The organism is Streptomyces sp. NPDC044064 (genome assembly GCF_056434245.1).
The window spans coordinates 46563-69733 of the sequence record NZ_JBWKFN010000017.1 but is presented as its reverse complement, the minus strand read 5'-3'; the positions used below and the strand labels follow the sequence as shown (position 1 = coordinate 69733).

The following is a 23171-nucleotide window of genomic DNA, read 5'->3' as shown; positions in this document are numbered from 1 at the left end:
CGGATGACGACTCGTAAGACAGCCGGGACGGAGACGCAGGACACGGCCGAGTGGGTGTTCGTCCTGCCGGACCTCGGTGAGGGCCTGGTTTCCGCGGAGATCATCGAGTGGCTCGTCGCGGCCGGCGAGGTGGTCGAGATCGACCAGCCGGTGGTGGTGGTCGAGACGGTCAAGTCGACCGTGGAACTGCCCTCTCCGTACCAAGGACGCATCACCGAACTGCACGCCGACGTCACAAGGATGGTCCCGGTCGGCGCGCCGCTGGTGTCCCTGATCGGACCGCGGGGCCAGCAGCCGCCCGCGGGCGGCACCACCCACCTCGTCGGTCAGCTCCCGGCTCCGGCGGCCGGGGCGGCCGAACCCCCGGCCCGTCGGCTGCCCGCGAAGGGGCAGCAGCGGGGACGCGTCACGGCGGCTCCCGTCGTGCGGCGGCTCGCTCGCGAGCTGGGGGTGGAGCTCAGGGACGTCACGGGCACCGGCGACGGCGGTGTGATCACGAAGGACGACGTCCGTGCCGCCGCCGGCACCCCCGTTCAGGAGGAACCCAGTTGAGCACGAACCAGGCTTTGGCCGCGGACCAGGTCGTGGTGTGCCATGACTGAGGGGCCGGCCGTACACCGGGAGACGCTCGGCGACGTGGTCGTGCTGACCATGAACAGGCCGCAGCGGCACAACATCCTCGACACCGAGATGACCGACGCGCTGGTGAGCGAGACGTCCGCGCTCGCCCGGGACGACAAGGCCGCCGGGGTGATCCTCACCGGCGCGGGCCCGCACTTCTCGCTCGGCGGCCCGCTGGACGAGTTCGACGAGGTGCTCGGCGGTGATGACGACGCGGTGCGCGCGCACTGGCTGCAGCGCACCGAGGCGCTGGCGGCCCTCGTCCAGAACCTGTACACGATGCCCTGCCCGGTGATCGCCGCCGTGCACGGCCAGGCCGCGGGCGCCGGCTTCTCGCTGGCACTTGCCTGCGACGTACGGATCGCCTCCGACCGGGCGAAGTTCAACTTCGGCTACGGCGCGCTGGGTTCGTCGACCGACGGAGGGATGAGCTGGCTGCTGCCCAGGGTGCTGAGCCCCGCGAAGGCCGTCGAGCTGCTGCTCGAGCAGCCCGTCATCCGGGCGGCGCGCGCGCAGGCCGAAGGGCTCGTCACCACGGTGGTGCCGGCAGCGGACCTGCAAGAGAGGGCACTTGAGGTCGCCGGCGGCCTCAGCCGCAGCGCACGCCATGCGGTGACGGCCGCCAAACAACTGGTGCATGACGCGGCCTTCGCGACGCTTGCCGACCACATGAGGAACGAACACCGCGCATTCGTCGAAGGAATGCTCACCGACGACATGCGCCATGCGCTGGCAGCCCGCCGCCGCGGCGAACTGCCCACCTTCGGGAGCGCGCGATGACTCCGTCTTCGGCACCGTCGTCGCGCGAGCGTATCTGACGTATCGGCAGGTACGGCAGGTACGGCACGAAAAGTCCAGTGAACGAATGTGAAGCAGAGAGGGTGTTGTGCATGTCGCACAGCCTTGAGAACGACGCCGTCGTGACCGAGAAGGACGCCGCGGTCGTCGCAGAAATGCTGGCCGCGTCGAGGCGGAAGGACTGGGACCGCGTGGCCGAACTCCTCGACCCCGAAGTGGTCTGGTCCCTGCCCGGAAAGTCACGCATCTCCGGAGACGCGGTGGGGCGGAAGGCGGTGGTCGAACGGGCCCGGGCCATCGACGCCGCGAAGCTCACGACGGACCCGCAGCACCTGCACATGGGCAGCCGCAGCATCATCGCGACCATCCACAACACGGCCGAGACGCCCCTCCCGCTCGACGAATGGCTGGCGTTGGTCTTCACGGTCAGGTCCGGTCTCATCACCACCATCGACACGCACCTGACCGACGTTCCGATGCTCGAGCGGTTCTACGCGGCCACGGCCTGACAGGGGCGAGAGCCCGCCGCACACCGAAGAAGCGCACATCACACGAAAAGGAAGCCGAGTGGACGTCAAAGAACTCATGCACACCCTCCTGAGGGCGTGGCAGACGCACGACGACGACGAGCGTCGCGCCCTGGCGGAGAAGGTCTTCGCACCATCCGCCGTGCACCGCGTCGCCGGGGAGAACCTCAAGTTCACCGGGCGTGACGAGATCGTGGCCAACATGGCTCAGGTGAACCGGGAGCAGATCCAGGGGGCCGGTGTCGCCTTCAACTACGGCAGGACCGTGCAGAACGACAACGGCATCTACCAGGAGTGGACCATCACGGCTCCCGACGGGAACGTCCTCCGCTCCGGCCGGGACTTCTACATCCGTGACGACGAGGGGCAGATCACAGCCTTCTACATGTACGGCGGCGTGTGATCCGTAAGCCCCGCCGCGACGCCCGCGGCGGGGCTCCCCCCATCCGCGGCCGAGTGCCGCGTCGAGATCCCTTCGATTCCAGCAGTGTGAGAGGTGACACCGGGCGTGACGGAAGTCAGTGTCGTGGAAGACCTGCAAGAGTGGCGGCTCGACGAGGATGTCGCCCTGTCGTTCGACCGCACGATCGATCGTCGCCGGGTGCACCGGTCCGCGGTGTCCGAGGTGTTCATCACCGACGTGCGCGCGCTGGGCGAAGGCCGCGTGGCCCTTGCCGCACAACTCCCGGCCTACCACGCGTATTTCAACGACCACGGGTCGGCGATGACGGTGGACCCGCTGCTCGTCATGGAGATCTGCAGGCAGGCGGGATCCGCGACGGCCCATGAGCTGGGCGTCGACGCGAACGTGGTGGCGATCCCCGAGGACTGGCATCTGTACGTCGCCGAGCCGGCCGCATGGCCCAGGGACGAGCCCGTGATCGACCTGCGTATCGCCGGTGAGTTCCCCTTCACCCGCGTACGTCGTGGCCGCCCGCGCGCCGGGATCTGCAAACAGCGCGTCTTCGCCGGCGGCCGACAGGTCGCGACTCTCCAGGCCAAGGGCCGGTTCCTGGACCACGCGGAACTGGAAATGCTGCGCACCGCGCAACGGGGCACCCCGCCGCCGTGGACCTCCGACATGCTCTACCGGCCGGATCCCCAACTGGCCCAGCCCCACATCGTGGGCCGGCGCGACCCCCTGAACGTGGTCCTTGCCGATCTGGGGCACGGGGAAGGCGAGATGTCGGCGCGGGTCGCGCTGCCGCTGGCCAATCGCGCGCTCTTCGACCACCCCTACGACCACGTGACGATGTCCGTACTCACCGAGGCCGCCCGGCAGTTGATCGTGTCGGTCGTGAACGCCCCGGGACACGCCATGCGGGGCTGGCACCTCACGCGGCTCGCCGGACGTTTCTCCCAGTTCGTGGAGTTGGACGCGCCGGTCACCGTCCGTGCCCCGCTGCCCGTGTCCGAGACCGGCGAGTGCGAGATCCCCGTTGCCGTCGAGCAAGGCGGTGAACAGATCGCCGACATAGCGGTGACCCTGACCCGCGGTGTGGAGGAGCGATGAGCACATACCCGGTCACGACGGTGTGGACCGATTTCGGCGGTGTCCTGACCCCTCCCATCGAGGAGAGCCTCGCCAAGTTCTGCGCGGACAACGGACTCATGCCGCAGGAGTTCATGGGTGCGGTGCGGACCGTCAGTGCCCAGTTCGGTACCTCGGACCTCCTCGAGCCGCTGGACACGCCGATGATCGACGAACCGGCATGGCTGCAACTGGTCTCCGAAGCGCTCGGCAGGCCCGTCGGCGTACGCAGTTTCGGCGAGGCCTGGTTCGACGGCCGACCGGCGAACCACGAGTGGGTCGAGACACTGCGCGCGTTGCGCCGGCGCGGTGTCGGGGTGAGCCTGATGTCGAACATGGTCCCGAGCTGGGACGAGCGCTGGCGCCGCATGGTCGACGTCGACGAGTTGTTCGATCACGTCGTCCTCTCCTTCGAAGTGGGATGCCGCAAACCGGGTGCGGAGATATTCGAGCTGGCCGCGAACCGGGCAGGGGTACGTCCCGATGCCTGCGTGCTGATCGACGACACGGAGAAGAACTGCGCGGGCGCACAGGCCGCGGGCTGGCACGCCATTCACTTCGTCGACGCGCGATCGGCTGCCGAACAACTGGCCCAACTGATCGGCGAACAGCCGAAGTGAGCGACACATGACGTCGCGCCCACCCGTGACCCGAAGAACTGAGGAAAGCGAGCAGCAAGTGGTCGATCCGAACGTCGGCTGTGCCTTCGTGACCGGTGGTTCCCGAGGCATCGGCGCGGCGATCGCACGCGAGCTCGCCGCCGCCGGGCGGCCGGTCGCAGTGGGATTTCTCCGCAATCGCCGAGCAGCGGAGTCGGTCGTGTCCGACATCGAAGGCACGGGTGGCACGGCGATCGAAGTGGCCTGCGATCTACGTGATCCCGAGGCGATCGACCGGTCTTTCGGCAGGCTGGAAGAACGCTTCGGGCGGGTGGCCGTCCTGGTCAACAACGCGGGTGTCCGCGCCGACGGCCTCTTGCTCGCCATGGAGGACGACGAATGGCGTCAGGTGCTCGACGTGAACCTGACGGCCGCCTACCACGCCTCGGCGCGCGCCCTGGGACCGATGGTGCGGGCGCGCCACGGCCGCATCATCAACGTCACGTCGATCCTCGCCCAACAGGCCCTGCCCGGCGCCGCGAACTACGCCGCGGCCAAGTCGGGCCTCGCGGGCCTGACCCGGGCCCTGGGTGTCGAAATGGCACCCAAGGGGATCACCGTGAACGCGGTTGCTCCGGGGCTCATTCGCACGGACCTCACGCGTGAGGTGGGGCACTTCGAGGATTCGGCTCGCAGGAAGGTACCGATGCGGCGACCGGGGCGGGTCGAAGAGGTCGCGGCCTGCGTACGGTTCCTGGCGAGCAGCGAGGCGTCGTACGTCACCGGACAGACCCTGACGGTGGACGGTGGCATCGCGGCGTCGGCCTTCAGCATCACGTGACCGGATCGAGGCGGGGCGGGTCCGCTCGGCCGGTCCCGCGACGGCCACGGCGCAGTCGGCCGTGGCGACGTACGGCTCCCGGCGGCAGAACGGTGGGCCGTCGAAGCCACGGTGACTCGGCGTGCTCCGCGCGACGAACGGGTCAGGGCAGCACCAGGGAGCCGCCATCGAAGTACGTGAGCAGCGGCTCAGCGGCATCCGAGCGGGACGGCGGGTGGAAGGCGAGGGCGCGCAGGGCCGGCGCGACCCGGGTCGCCTCACTGCCGCGGATGAACTGCATGCCGCCGAGCAGTTCCAGGGCGCGCGACGCGATGTCAGGGAGGGCGTTCTGGACGGCGTAGCGGGCCACCAGGACGCCGGCCACCGACTCCTCGTCGCCGAGGAGAGGGCCGGTCACCCGGGCGGCGCCCTCGAGGAGCGCGACGGCGGCCTCCATGTCGATGGCGAGGGCGGCCCGCTCGGCGGCCGTGCCGCGCTGGTGGTCGAGCACCTGCTCAACGAGCCACATCGCGCCGCCCGCGTAGCCGGCGGAGATCAGCAGCTCGAACCAGACGATCCCGGCCGACCGCAGATCGTCGAGAAGGGTGGGGGCGTCGGTACCGGCCCGCACCATGAGGCCATGGGGTACGAACACGTCCGCCAGGCGCACCTCGTCGCTCTCCGCGCCCGCGAGCTGGTCGTTGGCCCAGAACGGGTGCACGCTCAATCCGGGCGCGTCGGCGGGCACGAGGGCGAGCGCCGGCTCGGGTTCGGCGCCACCGGCGCGGTGGATGGCGACGCTCGCGGTGAACAGACTCATCGAACGCGACATGCTGCAGGGCTTCTTGGCGCCGGTCAGCAGGAACCCGCCCTCCACCGGACGCGCGACCATCGTGGGTTCGAGGACGTTCTGGCCGGTGCTGCCCTCGGCCCAGCCCGAGGCCAGCACCAACTGCTCGGGCACGATCCGGTGCAGCAGCGCGCTCTGTCCGTCGGTGAGCCGACCCGCCTCGGCCGCGAGCGAGTACAGCATCGCGACGGTGAAGTGGTGCATGGAGACCGCTGCGACCAGCGAGGGCGACACCGAACCGAGCGCCAGTTGGACCCGTAGCGCGTCCAGCGGGTCGGCTTCGAGGCCCCCGTACCTCCCGGGTATCAGCAGGCCGACCCCGCCATGCATGCGGAACAGATCGATGGCCGGGCTGCCGGGCCGCTCTCGCTCCGGGTACGGGCTCTGCTCGAGTTCCTTGAGCAGCCACGGGTGGAAGCGCTCGCACACGGAGCGGGCAGTGTCGAGTGAACGCATGAGAACCTCCGGAACGGACGCGCGGAGCCGATCTCAGGTGCCGAACACCGCTTAGGTCGGGGTGACGTTGCGGGCGCACTCCCTGAACGTGGCGCGCAGAAAGGCGCAGTTGCTGCCCCGCTCCGGGTGCCCAGCTGCTTCCGCCGCCCCAGCAGCACGCCGGCCTGTCCGGGTGCGGCGGCCGTGTCGGCCTGGCCGGCCATGTCGATCACCGAGTCGTCCGCGATCGCACAGCGGCCCACCACGTCGGGGTGCCTGGCCGTCCCGGATTCGGGGTCCTGCTTCAGCCGGAAGGTGTCTCGGTACTCCCCTCCGGTGCGGCTTCGACAGCTCCTTCGATCTCGGTCTCACCTCTCTCTGACGCACCGCGGCCGGCTGGACCGGTCATTCGGCGGAGAGGGCAGGATTCGAACCTGCGTGGACCCCGAAGGATCCGACCTTGAGGCGTGCTCGCTGGTCCCCGATCAACCACTCCGGGCACCTCTCCTCGCTCCTGGCCCCGGGGCGCTGCCCCGTTGCCTTCGCGTGGAAAAGACTGGCAGGAAGCACTGACGGGGCGCTGACGGGCCGCTGATGCACCCCGTGCCTCCGCAGCCGCCGTGCCAGGTGCAGCCGCCGTGCCACGCCGTCCGCCACAGGAATGGGCAGAGCGGGTGGAGCTTTAGCCCCCGCGTGGCCCGCCGCCCCGGGACCGGCGGGCCGGCGTCCTCAAGGACGCCGACGCGGGGTAAGCGGAACCTACTCCTCCGATTACTGAAACGGAAGCCCTTGCTCCCATTGACCCTCGGCCTGCATAGATGCAGCCTGAGCTCCACGCGCAGCGAGGGAGCACAGCATGAGCCGAGCCACCGACACACATCGCGTCATCGAGTACTGGACGGACAAGGACACCCACGTGATCTTTCCCGTCGAACGAAGCGAAGAAGTCGACCGCATGAGCGATGCCCAGTTGATCTCGAAGTACGGGAACCCCGAGGACGGGGCAGCCACGCGCATCGTTCACTAGGTGATGTCCGGGCGGGCAAGCCGGCCTCACTGCGGGCAGAGCCCTGACGCTCATGGCAGGTGATGGTCGGTGCGGTGGCGGCTCGGCGGTGTTCCCCATTGACGCGTGAAGGCCCGCGAGAACGCCGATACCGAGGTGTAGCCAACGCTCCTGGCCACGGCCGGCAGCGCGTCGGCGGTGTCACGGAGGCGTCGGCCTGCCAGTTCCAGGCGCCAGCGGGTGAGGTAGGCCAGTGGTGGCTCGCCGACGAGTTCCGTGAAGCGCCGGGAGAGCGTGGCGCGGGAGACGCCGACCCGGCGTGCCAGTTCCTCGACGGTCCAGGGCTGCGCCGGGTCCTCGTGCAGGAGTGAGATCGCGGCAGCCACCTGCGGGTCTCGCAGGCCCAGGACCCAGGAGGCGCCGTGATCGCCCTGCTCCGCGGTCCACCGACGCACGATGTGGACGAAGAGCACGTCGGTCAGCCGGTCGATGACCGTCCGGGAACCGGGCCGGGGCTCGGCGAGCTCGGCTGTGAGCATCCTGAGGGTGTCGGCGAGTTCGCTGCGCTCGTGGTCTTCGCCGTCGGCAGCGGGCAGAACCAGCACCGGTGGGAGGGTGAGCAGCGGGCGGGAGACGCGTCCGTCGAAGCGGTAGCCGCCGCAGATGATCTGGGTACGGGGCCCGGGGCCGGGGATGTGGACCTCCGACTCCCGGTGTCCGGGTTGCGCGGCGACGAGGTCGTCATAGGCCGTCGCCGGTCCGCTCGGTGCGCCGGACATGACGTGGCCGGCGCCGACGGGCAGCAGGACCAGATCACCAGTGGCGAGCCGGACCGGCTCGGCCCCCGGGCGGCGCAGCCAGCAGGAGCCGTCGACGACGGTGTGGAAGACCGCGATCGGCAGCTTCGGGAACTCGATGCCCCAGGGCGCTGCCACGTCGACCCGGGCGAGCACGGTGCCGCCGATCTTGGCTGCGGCGAGGACATCCGCGAGCGCGTCCATGCCGGCAGCCTAGACGAATACGTGAGACGAACGGCAATGAATGTGCGCATCACAAGCATGGATCGGCTCAGTCGGTGTTCGTAGCGTCGAGATGTCCGAACCTGTTCACTGAACGGAGTACCCCGTGCCCGGCACGAAGGTCATCCCCCTCCCGCTCCTCGGGAAGCGGAACGTCAACGCCTATCTGCTCCTCGGCCGCCGACCGGTCGTCGTCGACTCCGGTGTCCCCGGCAGTGGCCGCAAGGTCTACGATCGCGTCGCCGAGCAAGGGGTCGACCCGAACGACATTTCCATGATTGTCGTCACTCACGGTCACATCGACCACTTCGGCGGAGCCGCCGAACTGAGCCGTCTGACCGGGGCGCCGATCGCCGCGCACGTGGACGATCTCGGGCAGTACACCAGCGGCCGGGTGCGCGAGCCCTACCTGCCGACCGGGAGGCTGGGCAGGCTGCTGGCCCCGCTGCCGCCTTTCCATGTCCGGGCCGAGCCGTTCACTCCGCAGGTCCTCGTCCGCGGGGAGACACCGCTCGGGGACTACGGCATCGACGCACGCATCGTCCCCACCCCGGGCCACACCGCGGGGTCGGTGTCCGTCCTCACCGGGGCGGGCGACCTGGTTGCGGGAGACCTGATTGCGACACCGCTGCTGGGGCTGCTGCCCCGTCGGCCCTGGAACCCACCGTTCCACGACGACCCGCTCGCCAATCTGGCCAGTCTCCGGCGCATGCTCGACCTGGGACCCGAGCGTCTGCACGCAGGCCACGGTGGCGTGCTTGACCCTGACCGGGTACGGCGGTGGGCGGTGCGGGAGCAGCGACGGCTGGAGCGGCTGGAAGCGAGGGGACGGCTGCGGGTACGGGTGAATGACGCCGTTTCCAGCGATGCCTGAAAGCCTGTCACCGTCCCGCGATCACCGGTGCCCTTGAAGATCTCCGGACCGTCATGGTGCTATGCGGATTCCGGAGGCGGACGGAGATTGCTTTCCAAGGCTGTGGCGCTGCTGCTCGTTATCGGGTTGGTGCCGGAGCGGCTGCACACGGCAGAGTGGCATGGTGACTCAGCTGGACGCGACTGTCCCGCTGGTAGCCACGACCCTGCTCGAATGGCGTGATCAGCTGGCGGAACTGGCTGAGTGCCGCCTGTTCAAAGGGAGTCCTTCGTGACGGGACGCGACGTCATACTCAACGAACTCGCCCAGGAACTGCGCCCGATGGCGCAGGGCATCGAATGGTTCGACGGCCTCGGCCCGGAGGAGCAGTCCGAGGTGCTGCTCTTCCTGAGCCATCACTGCACGCAGGCTCGCGCCGTCACCGAGGACGGACCGGAGAGCATCCGCCGAGCCGGGCTGCGCCCGACGCACACACCCGCGGTGCTGATCACCCGCGGGCGGATCGACCAGCAACTGGGAAAGATCGCCCTTCTCACCCCTGTCGACGAGCGCCGTAAGGCGTTCCGGCTTCTGATCGCGGTACTCGCGATCGCGGACGGACGGCGCCGCGAGCGCTACTGCTCCGGCGGATGCGGTCACTGGTGGCACCGGCTGACCGCCACTGAATCCGCCGGCTAGAATCCGTCGCTCCCGGCCAGGCCACCCTCGGGACGCCGCTCGACCGACGCGGCGACCACGCCGAAGCTGGTTTCAACTCGACGTTCAAGTAGAGCGCGGACGGGCTCAGGCGGAGTCGTGTGTCCGGCGCAGGACCAGGGAGACGAAGCCCCAGGTTTCCCGGTAGACGCGCAGCCATTCGGTGCGGCGGCCCGTGGCCGTCTCGAGCACCTGCGAGCTGTCCGGATGGTCAGGGTGGTCCAGGGCCCATGCGGCCAGGGAACCCCAGCAGGCCCATTCGTAGTCGTCCAGCTCCTGACGCGTGCTGACGTGCCCCTGCACGGGAGTCCAGCCGTCGGCGACGACACGGTCAAGGGTGGTCGCCAGGTCGGTGAAGTTCCCGAGCATCTCGACGGCCTCCTGCGACGGGGACCTTTCCCAGAACCCGTCACCGATGAGGACACGGCCGCCGGGAGCGAGGTGTTCGCGGGCCGCGGCGAGGGTGGGGAGCAGACCACCGAAGGCATGCGCGGCCCCGAAGCTGAGGACCACGTCGAAGGGCTCCCCGGACACGAACTCCTCGGCCTTCTGGTGGTGCAGGACGAGGCGCTCCTGGACGCCGAGGCCGCGTGCGGCGGCGGCCGCCTGGGCCAGGGCGTCCTCGGAGATGTCCACGCCCTCGGCGTGCACACCCGGCCGCGTGGCCAGGGCGCGCAGAAGCCATTCACCTCCACCGCATCCGAGGTCGAGCACCCGCTCGTCGCCCTTCGGGAGCCCGCGGTCCAGCAGTCGGCGTACCGACTCATCGCCGAGCGGAGATTTGATCGGGTGGTCGGCATGGGCGATGCGGGAGATCTGTTCGCGATTCACCGCGGCAGCATGCCAACGGCAGAGCGAGGGCGCACCTCATTTACGGCGACCCCCGGAGCAGCGTCACCGGGCCGGGATCGGCTGGGTGATGTTCAACGGGTTGCCATCGGGGTCCTGGATGTGGGCGACGCGCTGTCCCCACGGCATGTCGTTGGGGCCACCGCGGACCGAACCGCCCAGCGCCGTCACCCGGCCGAGAGTCTCGTCGACGTCGTCGACACCGATGCTGAGCAGGATCCGCGGTGCCGCCCCGGTCCCCGGGTCCGTCTTGGCCACCAGCCCGAGGTCGGTGTCGCCGATGCGCAAGCCGATGTAGAAGGCCGGGCCTTCCGCCGGTACCCGGAAGATCTCCTCGGCGCCGAACAGTTTCGTATAGAAGCCGAGCAGGACGTCCTGGTCGGCAGTGATGATCACTGGCTGGATGGTGGACATGGCACTCCTGTCGAGAACGGTCGTGTCGCTGGGTGGACCGTTCGAGGACGGTGAACTCATCGGCGTGAGCGTGCAGTCCTTCATCTGTTCCATGACGCCGAGAGATCGTCCGTGTTTGTCGGAGCCGGCATCGCCTCGACGATTAACCGATCGACATCCCGATCTCGACCGGGTTGGCTGAGCCGCATGCCCGAACTGCGTACTGACCGTCTCCTCCTGCGCCGGTGGCGGGAGTCCGACCTCGCACCGTGGGCGGCGATGAACGCCGATCCCGAAGTCCGGGAGCACCTGGGGGAGTTGCTGACGCGTGAGCAAAGCGATGCCGTGGTGGCGGAGATACAGGCCGCGTTCGACGAGCGGGGTTTTGGGTGGTGGGCGCTGGAAGTGCGGGAGTCCGGCGAGTTCATCGGGCGCGTCGGCTTGGACGAGGTGGGCGAGGACATGCCGTTCGCTGGGGTGGACATCGGTTGGCGGCTGGCGCGTTCGGTGTGGGGCCACGGTTACGCCACCGAGGCTGCCCTGGCCTGCCTGGCTTTCGGCTTCGGGACCCTGGGACTGACGGAAGTGGTTGCGTCGACGACCGTCAACAACCTTCGTTCCCAGGCGGTGATGCGCCGCATCGGCATGACCCGCGACCCGGCCGACGACTTCGAGGATCCAAGCGTTCCCGAAGGGCCACTCCGCCAGTGCGTGCTGTACCGGACCTGTACCAGGCGCGGTTGATCAGGCCGGGGCCGTGCGGCTGCGGCCGCTGGGTGCTGCCCGGGGTCAAGAACCACAGGGACTAGATCTGGGGCAAGGGTGAGACCCTCACTGCGCGACCGGCTTCCGCTCGTGGGGGATCTGCTCGCCGGCTTCGATCGCCACCGGGAGCCGATTCTCGGCGGGTGGCAGCGGGCACGTCGCGAAGTCGGTGTAGGCGCACGGCAGGTTGGTGGCGCGGTTGAAGTCCAGCACGACGGTGCCGTCGGGTTCGGGGGCGTCGATCTGCAGGGCGCGGTTGGCAGCGTAAGTGGTCACGCCGGAGGTCGTGTCGGTGAACAGCACCGTGAGGCTGCCCGGTGCGAGCCCGTCGAACGCCGTCAGGCTGAGCTCCCGGCCGCCGATGCGGAAGGCGATACGGCCAGGTGCGTCGTAGACGTGCTGCAGCCCCTCGACGGCGGCGCCCACGGTTGTCGGTTGCGGTTCGGCGAAGGGGACGTACCTGCCGGTGACCGCCCAGCGCGGGTCCGGGGCGTATGCGGGCGTCCCGGTGAACGCGGTGCGCAGTGGATGCTGTGGGTGCCTCGGCCGGAGCAGGTCGTGGCCGCCGCGCTTGGCGATCTCGATCACCGCATCGCCCCAGGCAGCCTTGACGTCGCCGCGTTCCCGGATGACGCCGAATGCGTGTCGCCCGTGCACCGGGGTGCCGTCGACGACAAGTTCCTCGCCGTCACCGAGGACGACAGTGACGCCGGCGTCGTCCGACGACCAGGTGCCGGGCGCGTCGGGGAAGCGTACGGGGTCGGCACTCAGCCAGTGCAGGCCGGTGATCGCAAGGAATCCGTGCTCGTGGGCGAGCGCGGCATCCCTCCGAAGGTGCCACGCCTCCCAATCAGCGGCGAAGGCGTCGATGCCGGCGGGGGAATCCTGGACAGTCATGCGTACTCCTGCGGGATGCGGTGCTGATGGAGGGTGGGGGTACTGGGAGTACGGGTCACGTGGTGCCATGTCCGCCGATCTCGATCACCGTCTTGCCTCGGGTGCCTCCGGCCTCGAAGCGTCGGTGGACCTCGGTGAGCTCCGCGGACGGGACGACGGTCGGGGGGTCGTGGGGAAGCGCCCCGGAGGCAAGAGCGGACAGTGCCCTGGACAGGTGCTCGCCGATCGTGGCGGGGGAGCGGCGGGCGACGTCGCCGATGTTGTATCCGGCGACGCTGCGGCTGTTCTTCCACAGATCCCAGACGTCCGCCGTCCAGTCCGCGTGGCGTCCGAGGTCCCCGTAGACCACGACCCGGCCGAATGGGGCCAGCACATCCAGACTCGCGCGCCGGACCGGCCCGCCGACCGGGTCCAGCACCAGGTCGACCCCGCGTCCCCCGGTGAGTTCCAGGACCGAGGCCGTGAAGCCTTCGCGGGCGAACAACGCGTCGTAGCCAAGAGCGCCGGCCTGTTCGCCCTTCTCGGGGGAGCCCACCGTGCCCAGGACGAGGTTCGCGCCGAGCGCGCGTGCGATCCGAGCCGCGGCCGAGCCGATTCCGCCCGCGCCGGCATGGATCAGCACGGTCTCGCCGTCGCGCAGCCGTCCCGCGTCCGCCAGCACCCCGTAAGCCGTCGGATACACGCATGGCACTCCCGCCGCGTGTGCCAAGGGGAGCGTGCCCACCGGCCGGACGAAGTCCGTGTCCGCCACGGCGAACTCGGCGTAGCCGCCGAAAGCCGGAAGGTAGGCGGCGACACGCTCGCCGGCAGCCGGTCCTCTCGCCCCGGTGCCGAGCGCGACGACCGTGCCGGATACCTCCAGGCCGGGCACGTCGTAGCCGCCGTGGCCGTCGGGCTCGCCGAACTCGCCACGCCGGTGCTGCACCTCGGCGAAGTTCACCCCGGCGTACGCGACCTCGATCAGCACCTGGCCCGGACCTGGCACCGGTGTCGGCGTCCGGATCTCCTCCAGGACCTCAGGGCCGCCATTCGACTTGAATCCATATGCACGCATGCGGTGTCTACCTCAACCGTTGTGTCGGGCTGGAAGCCGAGAGCCTTGGCTCTCCACGAAGGAGGTGCGTGTCAGGGGACGCCGCTCGCCGGAGGCGCTCTCGGTTCAGAGATGGGCGAAGGGGACGCACCAACCGGATCCTGAGGTGTTCGTGGACCAACGACTTGGTGCATGGCGTTGGCCGGGAACGACCGTCACGGGCGGCTGGGGGCACAGAGGCAGGAACGGAGCCGCGGGGGAGCGACAGGGCACCTGGCGTGCGGCGTCACCGTCCGGCGGAACAAGCCGTGGTCGTGACGCGCACGTAGTCGACGTGGCGGCGGGTCACGAGCACGGTCATGAGGCCAGCAAACCACAGCCGCCGCGAACCACACCAGTGACACGATGAGGAAGCAGTAGCCGCCGTACAGGGGACTCGATCACCCGGAGGTCATACGTCTCGGCGAGGCCCGTCGTCAGCTCTCCCTGTCCGCAATGCAAGACCTGCCCGGAAGTTCTTGACCGACATGGTGGACGTCTGCTGAACTCCCGTTTCATGAACCCGCGCGTGGACCTGACTCGGCGGCGCCACATCGATCTGGCGCACGTCTCCAGCGCGTTTTGTTGTCGCTGATCCGGCCAGTGGTCCCCAGCAGCAGCCGGTGTGCACCGACGGTGCGCCGGTCACAGGCGGTGCGAAGTCGCCCGTAATGCGGCGCTGTTCTGTGGGATCGCCGTATCCGCCTCCTGAACTCCTCTTTCTCCGGCTCCTGCGCACATCTCTCCGTCCCGGCTGTGGGGAGAAGTGTCGGCGGAACCGGGGATCGCACGGGCAAAGAGGCTGTTCGAGCAGGCCGAAGCGGTCACTGAAGACAGTCGAGCCGTCAGCCGGTTAGGGCCGACCGAGCAGCGTGCCATCAGGTTCGGCGGGTCGCCGCCGGCCGTCCGGCATACCCGGTGATCGGCCCGTCTGCCGATCGTTCACTCCCACCCTTCACCCCTCAGCACCCGGTGGTGCGCCCGCTTCCCCCGAGAAGGACCTCCTCATGTCTCTGTCCATCCGCAAGCTCACCGGCCGCGTCGGTGCGGTCGTCGAGGGCGTCGACCTCACGGCGCCGCCCGATCCCTCGACGGTCACGGCACTCCGTGACGCGCTGGGCGAGCACAAGGCGATCGTCTTCGACGACGTCGACCTCGACAACGCCGGTCAGGAGCGCGTGGCCCGGTGGTTCGGCGAACTCACCACCGCCCACCCGAACGTGCCGGCTGCCGACGGCACGACCCACGTGCTCGCCGTCGACAGCGAGACGTCCAAGGCGAACGAGTGGCACACGGACGTCACCTTCGTGGTCAACCCGCCGCAGCTCACGACGCTCAGGTCCATCGTGACCACGCCCTACGGCGGCGAGACGCTCGTCGCGAACGCCGGCGCCGCCTACCGCGACCTGCCCGAACCGCTGCGGGCCCTCGCGGACTCGCTGCGCGTCGTGCACACCAACCAGTACGACTACGCCCGCCCCGACGCCACGATGCAGCAGCAGCAGGAGTACGACCGGATCTTCGTCGCGACGCCCTACGAGGCCGAGCACCCGGTCGTGCGGGTGCATCCGCTGACAGGCGAACACGGGCTGTTCATCGGCGGGTTCGCCAAGCGGATCGTCGGCCTGTCGAGCAGCGAGTCGGCCGACCTGCTGCGCATCTTCCAGTCGTACGTGACGCGTCCGGAGAACATCCTGCGCTGGACCTGGTCCCCCAACCAGCTGCTGATCTTCGACAACCGGATCACCCAGCACTACGGAGTGGACAACCACGACGACCACCCGCGCCGCCTCAACCGGGTGACAGTCGCGGGAGACACACCGGTCGGTGCCGACGGCCGTCGCAGCGAGCAGCTCGTCGGGGACGCCTCGCACTACAGCGGTGTGCCGGCGGTGGCGGCATGACCGAGGCACACATCCTGGCGCCGGTCCTCACCAAGGGCCCCGACGCCGAGACGAGGAGCGCGCGGCAACGCGAGGTGTTCCTGCCGGGCGACGCCCGCCGTCGGACGCCGATCAGCACACTCCGCGAGCGACTGCGCTGGCCATTGGGCATCTACACGACGCCGGTCGTGATCCTCATCGCCTGGGAGGTGCTCGCCAGGGCCGGAGTGCTGGCGAAGACCTACGCTCCGGCACCGACCTCGATCGTGAAGTCCGCCGCCGATCTGTGGCAACAGGGCGTCCTCGGCCCGGATCTGGCCATCTCGCTGCAGCGGGCCGGCATCGGTCTCGCGATCGGACTGACAGCAGGCATCGTCACCGGTGTGCTCGGCGGGCTGCTGCGCAGTGGTGAGTACCTGTTCAACGGCGTCGTGCAAGTGCTCAACACGATCCCTCTCCTTGCGGTGCTGCCGCTGATGATCGTGTGGTTCGGCATCGACGAACTCACGAAGGTGCTGCTGATCTCCTTCGGAGCCGGCGTCCCGATCTATCTCAACCTGTTCGCCGCGATCCGGGGCGTCGACCAGCGGCTGATCGAGATGGCACGCGCAACGGGCGCGGGTACCTGGCGCCTGGTGACGCGCGTGCTGGTGCCCGGGGCCCTGCCGGGGTTCCTCGTCGGTCTCCGGTCCTCTCTCGCGTACAGCGTTCTGGGCCTCGTCGCAGCCGAAACGGTCAACGCCGACCAGGGACTCGGCTTTCTCATCACTCAGGGGCAGACCTACCTGCAGACCAACCAGGTCTTCGTGGGGCTGGTGATCTACTCGCTCCTCGGTCTGCTCGCCGACCAGTTCGTCCGGGTTCTCGAGCGGGTACTGCTGCGGTGGCGACCCAGTTATGAGGCGTCATGAGCAGCGCAGTTGCGACGGAGCCCCGTCGGCAGACCGGGGTCGTCGTCGAGCAGGTGGTCCGTCAGTTCGGCGACCGAGTGGTGCTCGACCACCTCGACCTCGCCATCGCCGACGAGGAGTTGGTGATCCTGCTCGGCCCCTCCGGCTGCGGCAAGAGCACCCTCCTGCGTCTGCTCGCCGGACTGGACCGGCCCGACGGAGGGCGCGTGGAGGTCCCGGCGAAGCGGGCGATCGTCTTCCAGGCCGACCGGCTGCTGCCGTGGCAGCGCGTCCTGCGCAACGTCACGCTCGGCCTGCACGGACCCGACGCGGAACAGCGGGCCCGCGACGTGCTGGCCGAGGTCGGGCTCGCGGGCCGTGAAAAGGCATGGCCCAAGGAGCTCTCCGGCGGCGAGGCCCAGCGGGTGTCGCTCGCGCGGGCACTGGTCTCGGAGCCCGAACTCGTGCTGCTGGACGAACCGTTCGCCGCACTCGACGCCATCACACGGCTGCGCATGCACGACCTCGTACGCAGGCTGCGGACCAAGCACCAAGCCGCCATGTTGCTCGTCACCCACGACGTCGACGAGGCGATCGCCCTTGGAGACCGCATCGTCGTCATGAGCAACGGCCGTATCGGCACCTCGCACGAGGTCCACCTCTCCGCCACGGACCGCGAAGCGAGCGTCGCCCGCGAGGAACTGCGCGCCCGCCTCCTGGCAGACCTCGGCCTCGCCGGCCAGCACTGACCTGCCCGAACACCCTCACCCAGCACAGAAGGCACGACAGACATGCGCACCAGAACCACCAGAGTCATCGGCACCGTCGGCCTGCTCGCCCTGGCCAGCACCCTCGTCGCCTGCGGATCGGAGTCGGACACCGCCGCACCACTGAGCAACGTCGGCGCGGCGAGCACCGCCAAGCACCCCGAGTGGAGCAGGTACACCTTCACCATCGGCGACAACGGCGGTGACGGCAGCCAGGCCCTGGCGAAGCTGACCGGCGTGTTCGACAACGCCTCCTACAAGGTCAAGTTCGCCCGCTTCACCTACGGCCCGCCGCTCGTGCAGGCTGCCGCGTCTGGCGACATCGACCTGGGCAGCGTCGGTGACGTACCGCCGATCACCGGGGCCGCCAAGGAGTACGGCTTCAAGGTCGTCGCCGTCAATCGCTCGCTCACGCCCGATCAGGCGGTGGAGAACATCATCGTGCCGAAGGGCTCGCAGCTGAAGACGGCCGCCGACCTCAAGGGCAGAAGGATCGCTGTTCCGCAGGGCAGTTCGGCTCATGGTCTGGCCCTGAACGCACTGAAGAGCGTCGGTCTCACCCCCAAGGACGTGAAGCTGGTCTTCCTCGACCCGGCGGCCGCAGCAACGGCGTTCAACACCGGCAAGGTGGACGCCTGGTCGATCTGGAACCCGCAGTCGGCGATCGCGGTCAAGAACGGCGCCCGGATCCTGGTGAAGGGTCTCCCGCCGATCGACCAGACGAGCAGCTACTACGTCGCAAGCGCCACGTCGCTGACCGACAAGACCAAGCGCGCGGCTCTCACGGACGTCCTGAAGAGGCTCTCGCGAGAGTTTGCCTGGGCGGTCAAGAACCCCGACAAATACGCGCAGGCACTCTCGCAGGAGCAGGGCATCCCGCTGGACGACGCCAAGACGTCCCTGGCTGCCTACTCGAACCGGGTCACTCCGGTCGAGCAGTCGGACATCGCGCTGGAGCAGAAGCTCGCCGACGCCTTCCTGGAGGCGGGGCAGATCACCAAGAAGGTCGACGTCGCGTCGATCACCGACAACCTGCTCCCGGCCGGCTACGACAGCTCGAAGCTCGCGGTCGACTGAGCCTCGCCGTCCACCTCGAAACGCAAAGGAGAGAACCCATGAGCCCGAGACGGCGACAGCTCCATCTCAACGCCTTCCTCATGGAGGCCGGCCACCACGAGGCAGCGTGGCGGCTCCCGCACAGCAATCCCCGGGCGGACTTCGATCTGCGGCACTGGATCGAGCTGGCACAGCTGGCCGAGAGCGCCAAGTTCGACTCGCTGTTCCTCGCGGACGGCCCGGCCCTCATCGGCACCGGCGAGTTCCGGCCGCCGGGCCAGCTCGAGCCGTTGACACTGCTGACCGCGCTGTCCCAGGCGACCAGCAGGATCGGCCTCATCGCGACCGTCTCGTCGACGTACAACGAGCCGTACAACCTCGCCCGTCGGCTCGCGTCCGTCGACCACGTCAGCGGCGGCCGCGCCGGCTGGAACATCGTCACCTCGGCAGGGGCGGACGAGGCGGCCAACTTCGGCCTGGACGACCGCCCCGACCACGCCGAGCGCTACGCCCGCGCCGACGAGTTCCTGAAGATCGCCAAGGCGCTGTGGGACAGCTGGGAGTCCGAGGCCGTCGAGGCGGACAGGACCACGGGCCGCTACGCCGACCCCGGGCGCCTGCACCGGATCGGTCACCAGGGGAGGTACTTCAAGGTGGCCGGCCCGCTCAACGTCGAGCGTCCGCCGCAGGGCTACCCGCTGCTCGTCCAGGCGGGCTCCTCCGAGGACGGCAAGGACTTCGCGGCCCGCCACGCCGAGGCCATCTTCACCGCCCACACGACCTTTGAGCGCGCGTCCGCCTTCTACGCCGACATCAAAGCGCGGACCAGCACTGCGGGGCGCGACCCGGAAGGCGTCATCGTCCTGCCGGGCATCGTTCCGTACATCGGATCGACCGAGGTGGAGGCCCGGGCGCTTGCGCAGGAGTTCGACGAACTGCGCGTCCCGGAGTACGGACTGCGCCAGCTGGCCGCCGTGTTCGAAACCGAGCCCTCGGTCTTCGAACTCGACGCGTCCCTGCCGGACTTCATCCTAGCCAGGCCCAAGCTGGAGGGCTCGCAGAGCCGTTCCGACCTCATCATCGATCTCGCGGTGCGCGAGCGGCTGACGGTCCGGCAGATCATCTCCCGGCTCGGTGGCGGGCGCGGCCACTTCGAGTTCGTCGGCACGCCCGAACAGGTCGCAGACACGATCATCGACTGGTTCGAGGGCGGTGCCGCGGACGGGTTCAACATCATGGCGCCCGCCCTGCCGTCGGGCCTCGCGGCCTTCGTCGAGCACGTACTGCCGATCCTGCGGAGCAAGGGGCTGTTCCGCGAGGAGTACGAGGGCACGACCCTGCGCGAGCACTACGGGCTCCCGGTCCCGGCGAACCAGTTCCACGACTGACCTGCCGGCGACTCCCACCGCTTCCCACAGCGGCGGGAGTCCGCCCGCGCCGGCCCGGCAGGGTCGTTCCGCTACGCCCTGTACCGGTAGCGGATCCGTCCGCGGGTCAGGTCGTAGGGGCTGAGTTCCACGAGCACCCGGTCGTAGGGGAGGATCTTGATGTAGTTCTTCCGGATCTTCCCGCTGATATGCGCGAGCACTGTGTGCCCGTTCTCGAGTTCCACCTTGAAGGTGGCATTGCGCAGGCACTCGACGACTGTGCCTTCGACTTCTACACCCCCTGATGTTTTTGTCATGGTCTCTCACTTCTCCTGTTCTGTGACGGTGTATTCGGCAGGAAACGAACGCGGTGCGCGCTCGGCACGGTCGCTCTGCGCGATATGAGGGAACATCAGCGGCGGACGAACTCCAGAGTTCCGGCTGCGCGCCGGGCACCGATGCTCTCGAAGAGTGCGGTAGCCGCCGCGTTGGACTCGTTCACCTCAGCCCACGCCGAAGCGGTCCCGGAGCGGTGCAGCGAACCCAGAGCGTGGGCCAGCAGCGCCAGGGCGATGCCGTGGCGTTGCCAGTCGGCTCGGACCGCGATCAGCCCGATCCGTGGCTGCCGGGTCAGCGGCGCTACCCGGACCAGCCCCACGTACTGGTCGGAGTGCTGCGCGACCGCGTACTTGGACGGATCGACCACGGTGGTCCCCGCCGGCCGTGGCAGCACCTCGGCCGGCATCGTCTGCCATCCGACGGCGGCTTCGACCTCGTCGCGGATGATGCGGTCCAGGGCACGCAGCGGGCCCTCCTCCGCCTCACCGGCAGGCACGATCGTCACGCCCGACGGGGGCCGAACCGAACCGAGCCCGGTGACCTGTGGGTCGGTGGGCACGTCATAGCCCCACTCGCGGCGTACAGCGGTGAAGCCGGCCCGCTCCCAGGCGGACCTCGAGTCGTGGTCGGCCTCGTCGACGACGGTGTAGAGCGGTGTCTTCAGGTCCGCCAGCATGGCATCGGCGATGTGGTCGAAGACCGCGCCGTGCCACGCGTCGACACTGATGAAGAGCCGCCCGTCGGGCCGACGTGAAGCGTCGCCGCGGCCGACCGCCCGATCGTCCTCCACGGCGGCCCACTGCATGTCCGAAGTCCGCGTGACCACGACCGCGTGGTTGGGCGTGCCCGGAGTGGAATGCGCAAAGTTCATAGGTGTTGCCTCTCAGGAGTGCCTTGTCCGAGGCGCTCCCGGCGACACCTAAGTCAACCGCCCACCGTGACGAAAAGGGGGAGCACCCACACCGATACAGCCTTCATGGGTCTCACCTCCTCGCGTTCTCTCACGGCTGCCCAGACGGTACCAGCGACTGCCGGTCCGCCCAACTCATTTAGACCGTGGCCTACGTGGTGACGCGGACGAGTCGCTTGCAGCAGCACCAAGGAGACGATGTCTTACCAGGCCGGTCGACCAAGTGGAACGACATCGAAGATCGTATGCCTTGCGTCCATGCGTGAAAGGCTCGCGTTTAGCGGTCGTCAAAGGAACGTTGACAGCTGCTCCCTAGCGTTTCCGGTGCATCGGTCACCGATCAACGACAAGGTGGAGTGCGCATGTTGTTCCGTACACGAGACAAGGGCAAGATTGCTTCCTTATCCGCCGGGGTGAACACGCCTCGGCGGCGGGGCGCCGTCGTAGCCGGGGTGCTCGCGTGTGTGTCCGTGGTGGCGCTGGGGACGTCCACCGCGGCCTCGCAGTCGACGCAGGCGGCTGTGTCGGCGGCTCCGGCTGCCGACTCGGCGCGTGAGCACTGGCAGCCGCCGACGCACCAGGACAAGGCTCTCGGGACGGCCGGGGCGCAGCAGGAGAGTCTCAACACCGACTTTCTGATCAACGATGTGACGCCCGCGCAGTTCCGGGGCTCGTGGTACCAGTCCCACATCAAGGGGATCAACGTCACGTGGATGGCCCCCTCGGGGCGGGACGCGTACGACCGCTGGGACTGGATCGAGATCGTGAACAGTGACGGCAAGCGCGTCGCGTGGGACTGGGCCTGCGGCAATGCCCACTGCGCCGCGTACGGCTCGACGCTGATCGACGTGAGCCTGCAGCACGGCAGGGAGTTCAAGGCTCGCTACTGGAGCGACGCAGGCCGGGTCAGCCAGGGCCGGCTGCAGGCCGAGTTCGAATTCTGGGTCTGACGTGGAAGGCCGAGAAGAGATGACGCGAGGAGCTGAACACCGCTCGCTGCGGAAGCGATTGATCGGTGCCACGGTCGTGGTCTCCGTACTGGCGGGCACTCTCGGTGCGGGAAGTGCGGTCGCCCAGAGCAGGCCGGAGGCCCGGCCGCGGACGCAGGCCCAGCCGCAGGTGCGAGCAGCGGACGGCGACGAGGAGTTCGCCAACCTCTACACCCACACGGTTCAGAACGTCCGGAGCGCGATGCTGGGGGACGAGGCCGTCCGGATGCCCGGGACCGGTCATCTGATCCGGAACCCGGACCCCACCGCCTTCCAGTCGATCAACATCGGACGGCTCGCCGAGGCCAACGGCATCGAAGGCGGCATGGTGCGGGGACTCTTCCGCCGGTCCGACAACTATCTGCTGGGCTTCTACGTGCGCAACGGGAACCGCGAGACCGTCTACACGTTCACCGAGGGCGGGAGCGACATGATCCCGCCAGGCGTGTACCAGAGCGTCCAAAGGTCGCGCTTCCCCTTCCCCGTCACCTATCGCGACCTCCCCAGCATCCAGATCAGCCGTGGCCTCCTGCGGGATGCCGTACGGCAGCTGTTCGTCAATGACCCCGGCACGAGCAACCACGGACTGCGGGATCATGTCGAGAGGCTTGCCGTGGCCCTGTCCGAAGGGGCGCGGTTCCAGGTGATTCCCGGGCTGATCGCCCAGCACATCCGGGGCGGGCAGACCTGGACAGTGGGCAACCACGAGCAAGAGATCCATGACTGGAGCGATCGGTCGACGGTCGTCGTGAACGCGCACGCTGCCGACCCGAGCGGCACTGTCGACTCCGTATGGCAGCGGCAGCGCCGTTACAACTGGAACGGCGCCAGTGTGCTGCTGACCGCGCTGGATCTGGCCCGCCGGATCTACCTGATCAAGCCGCCACCGAGGCGCTGACCCACCGACCCGGTCACCGAGGGCTGCCGCCGCCGTGCTCCACCTCGTGCTGGAGGAGGCGCCGCTGCCACTGCGCCAGTGCCTCGGCGCGGCAGCCCCCCGGTGCCCCCGGCGGTGACGATGAGCCGCACGGCGTCCACGCGATGATCTACGCGCTGGTCAGCGGGTGCGCCTGGCGAGCGTTGCCGCCCTGTTTTCCCCGCAGCCCTGACGGCTTCCATGGGCGACCCGGACACCATGGGGCAGGTTCGTTCGATCGACAGTGGCGTGTCTGTCGCCATCAATGGGTTCGCCGGCACCCTGACCCGGCTGCCTCCGAC

General features: G+C 69.0%; 26 protein-coding genes and 1 pseudogene. 18 read left to right on the top strand and 9 right to left on the bottom strand.

Going from position 1 to position 23171, the window contains the following annotated elements; translation table 11 throughout:
* Positions 1 to 3 precede the first annotated feature (3 nt).
* From AC07DS_RS26510 to AC07DS_RS26480, 7 genes are all read left to right on the top strand, one after another.
* Complete coding sequence (locus AC07DS_RS26510) at positions 4 to 552, top strand: biotin/lipoyl-containing protein (protein WP_479149124.1); 549 nt, start codon at positions 4 to 6, stop codon at positions 550 to 552.
* An 84-nt stretch (positions 553 to 636) separates the two neighbouring features.
* On the top strand, positions 637 to 1401 hold the full coding sequence (locus AC07DS_RS26505) for an enoyl-CoA hydratase/isomerase family protein (protein WP_479149122.1): 765 nt from the start codon (positions 637 to 639) through the stop codon (positions 1399 to 1401).
* Positions 1402 to 1511: 110 nt separating this feature from the next.
* Positions 1512 to 1928, top strand: coding sequence for a nuclear transport factor 2 family protein (locus AC07DS_RS26500; protein WP_479149120.1), 417 nt, complete (start codon positions 1512 to 1514; stop codon positions 1926 to 1928).
* A 58-nt stretch (positions 1929 to 1986) separates the two neighbouring features.
* Positions 1987 to 2349: a nuclear transport factor 2-like protein gene (locus AC07DS_RS26495; RefSeq protein ID WP_479149118.1), complete on the top strand. Its 363-nt coding sequence runs from the start codon at positions 1987 to 1989 to the stop codon at positions 2347 to 2349.
* A 105-nt stretch (positions 2350 to 2454) separates the two neighbouring features.
* On the top strand, positions 2455 to 3459 hold the full coding sequence (locus tag AC07DS_RS26490) for an AfsA-related hotdog domain-containing protein (protein ID WP_479149116.1): 1005 nt from the start codon (positions 2455 to 2457) through the stop codon (positions 3457 to 3459).
* Positions 3456 to 4097 (top strand): HAD family hydrolase, encoded by a 642-nt coding sequence (locus AC07DS_RS26485; RefSeq protein WP_479149114.1) that lies wholly within the window; start codon positions 3456 to 3458, stop codon positions 4095 to 4097. The genes AC07DS_RS26490 and AC07DS_RS26485 overlap by 4 nt, the downstream gene beginning before the upstream one ends.
* 58 nt (positions 4098 to 4155) lie before the next feature.
* A complete protein-coding gene (locus AC07DS_RS26480) occupies positions 4156 to 4917 on the top strand; it encodes a 3-oxoacyl-ACP reductase family protein (RefSeq protein WP_479149112.1) in 762 nt (253 codons plus the stop codon).
* Between the two features lie 142 nt (positions 4918 to 5059).
* Here AC07DS_RS26480 and AC07DS_RS26475 read toward each other — a convergent pair whose 3' ends face one another.
* Complete coding sequence (locus AC07DS_RS26475; protein ID WP_479149110.1) at positions 5060 to 6202, bottom strand: acyl-CoA dehydrogenase; 1143 nt, start codon at positions 6200 to 6202, stop codon at positions 5060 to 5062.
* 392 nt (positions 6203 to 6594) lie between these two features.
* Positions 6595 to 6689 (bottom strand): annotated as a pseudogene (locus tag AC07DS_RS26470).
* A gap of 348 nt (positions 6690 to 7037) precedes the next feature.
* Here AC07DS_RS26470 and AC07DS_RS26465 point away from each other — a divergent pair.
* On the top strand, positions 7038 to 7208 hold the full coding sequence (locus tag AC07DS_RS26465) for a hypothetical protein (protein WP_479149108.1): 171 nt from the start codon (positions 7038 to 7040) through the stop codon (positions 7206 to 7208).
* Positions 7209 to 7258: 50 nt separating this feature from the next.
* Here AC07DS_RS26465 and AC07DS_RS26460 read toward each other — a convergent pair whose 3' ends face one another.
* Complete coding sequence (locus AC07DS_RS26460; protein WP_479149107.1) at positions 7259 to 8188, bottom strand: cupin domain-containing protein; 930 nt, start codon at positions 8186 to 8188, stop codon at positions 7259 to 7261.
* Between the two features lie 124 nt (positions 8189 to 8312).
* Between AC07DS_RS26460 and AC07DS_RS26455 the strand changes: the two genes are divergently transcribed.
* Positions 8313 to 9080 (top strand): MBL fold metallo-hydrolase, encoded by a 768-nt coding sequence (locus AC07DS_RS26455; RefSeq protein ID WP_479149106.1) that lies wholly within the window; start codon positions 8313 to 8315, stop codon positions 9078 to 9080.
* A gap of 270 nt (positions 9081 to 9350) precedes the next feature.
* Positions 9351 to 9758 carry a DUF5958 family protein gene (locus AC07DS_RS26450; RefSeq protein WP_479149104.1) on the top strand — a complete coding sequence of 136 codons (408 nt, stop codon included), beginning with the start codon at positions 9351 to 9353 and terminating at the stop codon, positions 9756 to 9758.
* 105 nt (positions 9759 to 9863) lie between these two features.
* Here the strand turns inward: AC07DS_RS26450 and AC07DS_RS26445 are convergent, their stop codons facing one another.
* Together AC07DS_RS26445 and AC07DS_RS26440 are read right to left on the bottom strand one after the other, a co-directional pair.
* Positions 9864 to 10607, bottom strand: a complete 744-nt coding sequence (locus AC07DS_RS26445; RefSeq protein ID WP_479149102.1) for an SAM-dependent methyltransferase — start codon at positions 10605 to 10607, stop codon at positions 9864 to 9866.
* Between the two features lie 63 nt (positions 10608 to 10670).
* The gene (locus AC07DS_RS26440; RefSeq protein ID WP_479149100.1) at positions 10671 to 11039 is read right to left on the bottom strand and encodes a VOC family protein; all 369 of its coding nucleotides are present in this window, start codon (positions 11037 to 11039) and stop codon (positions 10671 to 10673) included.
* A gap of 186 nt (positions 11040 to 11225) precedes the next feature.
* On the opposite strand from AC07DS_RS26440, the gene AC07DS_RS26435 reads away from it, so the two are divergent.
* Entirely contained in the window at positions 11226 to 11762 is a 537-nt protein-coding gene (locus AC07DS_RS26435) for a GNAT family N-acetyltransferase (protein ID WP_479149098.1), read from the top strand.
* 87 nt (positions 11763 to 11849) lie between these two features.
* On the opposite strand, the gene AC07DS_RS26430 is transcribed toward AC07DS_RS26435, so the two are convergent.
* Complete coding sequence (locus tag AC07DS_RS26430; RefSeq protein WP_479149096.1) at positions 11850 to 12680, bottom strand: DUF1684 domain-containing protein; 831 nt, start codon at positions 12678 to 12680, stop codon at positions 11850 to 11852.
* 55 nt (positions 12681 to 12735) lie between these two features.
* A complete protein-coding gene (locus tag AC07DS_RS26425; protein ID WP_479149094.1) occupies positions 12736 to 13734 on the bottom strand; it encodes a quinone oxidoreductase family protein in 999 nt (332 codons plus the stop codon).
* Between the two features lie 1025 nt (positions 13735 to 14759).
* Here AC07DS_RS26425 and AC07DS_RS26420 point away from each other — a divergent pair.
* Genes AC07DS_RS26420 through AC07DS_RS26400 form a run of 5 tightly spaced genes read left to right on the top strand, consistent with a single transcriptional unit; the run spans position 14760 to position 19736 of the window.
* Positions 14760 to 15656: a TauD/TfdA dioxygenase family protein gene (locus AC07DS_RS26420; protein WP_479149092.1), complete on the top strand. Its 897-nt coding sequence runs from the start codon at positions 14760 to 14762 to the stop codon at positions 15654 to 15656.
* Complete coding sequence (locus AC07DS_RS26415; protein ID WP_479149091.1) at positions 15653 to 16546, top strand: ABC transporter permease; 894 nt, start codon at positions 15653 to 15655, stop codon at positions 16544 to 16546. Before AC07DS_RS26420 ends, AC07DS_RS26415 begins: the two co-directional genes overlap by 4 nt.
* Positions 16543 to 17274 carry an ABC transporter ATP-binding protein gene (locus AC07DS_RS26410; RefSeq protein WP_479149089.1) on the top strand — a complete coding sequence of 244 codons (732 nt, stop codon included), beginning with the start codon at positions 16543 to 16545 and terminating at the stop codon, positions 17272 to 17274. Before AC07DS_RS26415 ends, AC07DS_RS26410 begins: the two co-directional genes overlap by 4 nt.
* A 42-nt stretch (positions 17275 to 17316) precedes the next feature.
* Positions 17317 to 18369 (top strand): aliphatic sulfonate ABC transporter substrate-binding protein, encoded by a 1053-nt coding sequence (locus AC07DS_RS26405; protein WP_479149088.1) that lies wholly within the window; start codon positions 17317 to 17319, stop codon positions 18367 to 18369.
* A 38-nt stretch (positions 18370 to 18407) separates the two neighbouring features.
* Positions 18408 to 19736, top strand: coding sequence for an LLM class flavin-dependent oxidoreductase (locus AC07DS_RS26400; protein WP_479149086.1), 1329 nt, complete (start codon positions 18408 to 18410; stop codon positions 19734 to 19736).
* Between the two features lie 71 nt (positions 19737 to 19807).
* On the opposite strand, the gene infA is transcribed toward AC07DS_RS26400, so the two are convergent.
* On the bottom strand, positions 19808 to 20032 hold the full coding sequence (gene infA, locus AC07DS_RS26395) for a translation initiation factor IF-1 (protein ID WP_145883924.1): 225 nt from the start codon (positions 20030 to 20032) through the stop codon (positions 19808 to 19810).
* 95 nt (positions 20033 to 20127) lie between these two features.
* Entirely contained in the window at positions 20128 to 20925 is a 798-nt protein-coding gene (locus tag AC07DS_RS26390; protein WP_479149084.1) for a GNAT family N-acetyltransferase, read from the bottom strand.
* 401 nt (positions 20926 to 21326) lie between these two features.
* On the opposite strand from AC07DS_RS26390, the gene AC07DS_RS26385 reads away from it, so the two are divergent.
* Together AC07DS_RS26385 and AC07DS_RS26380 are read left to right on the top strand one after the other, a co-directional pair.
* On the top strand, positions 21327 to 21914 hold the full coding sequence (locus AC07DS_RS26385) for a hypothetical protein (protein WP_479149082.1): 588 nt from the start codon (positions 21327 to 21329) through the stop codon (positions 21912 to 21914).
* Positions 21915 to 21933: 19 nt separating this feature from the next.
* Positions 21934 to 22851: a ribosome-inactivating family protein gene (locus AC07DS_RS26380; protein WP_479149081.1), complete on the top strand. Its 918-nt coding sequence runs from the start codon at positions 21934 to 21936 to the stop codon at positions 22849 to 22851.
* Positions 22852 to 23171 lie beyond the last annotated feature (320 nt).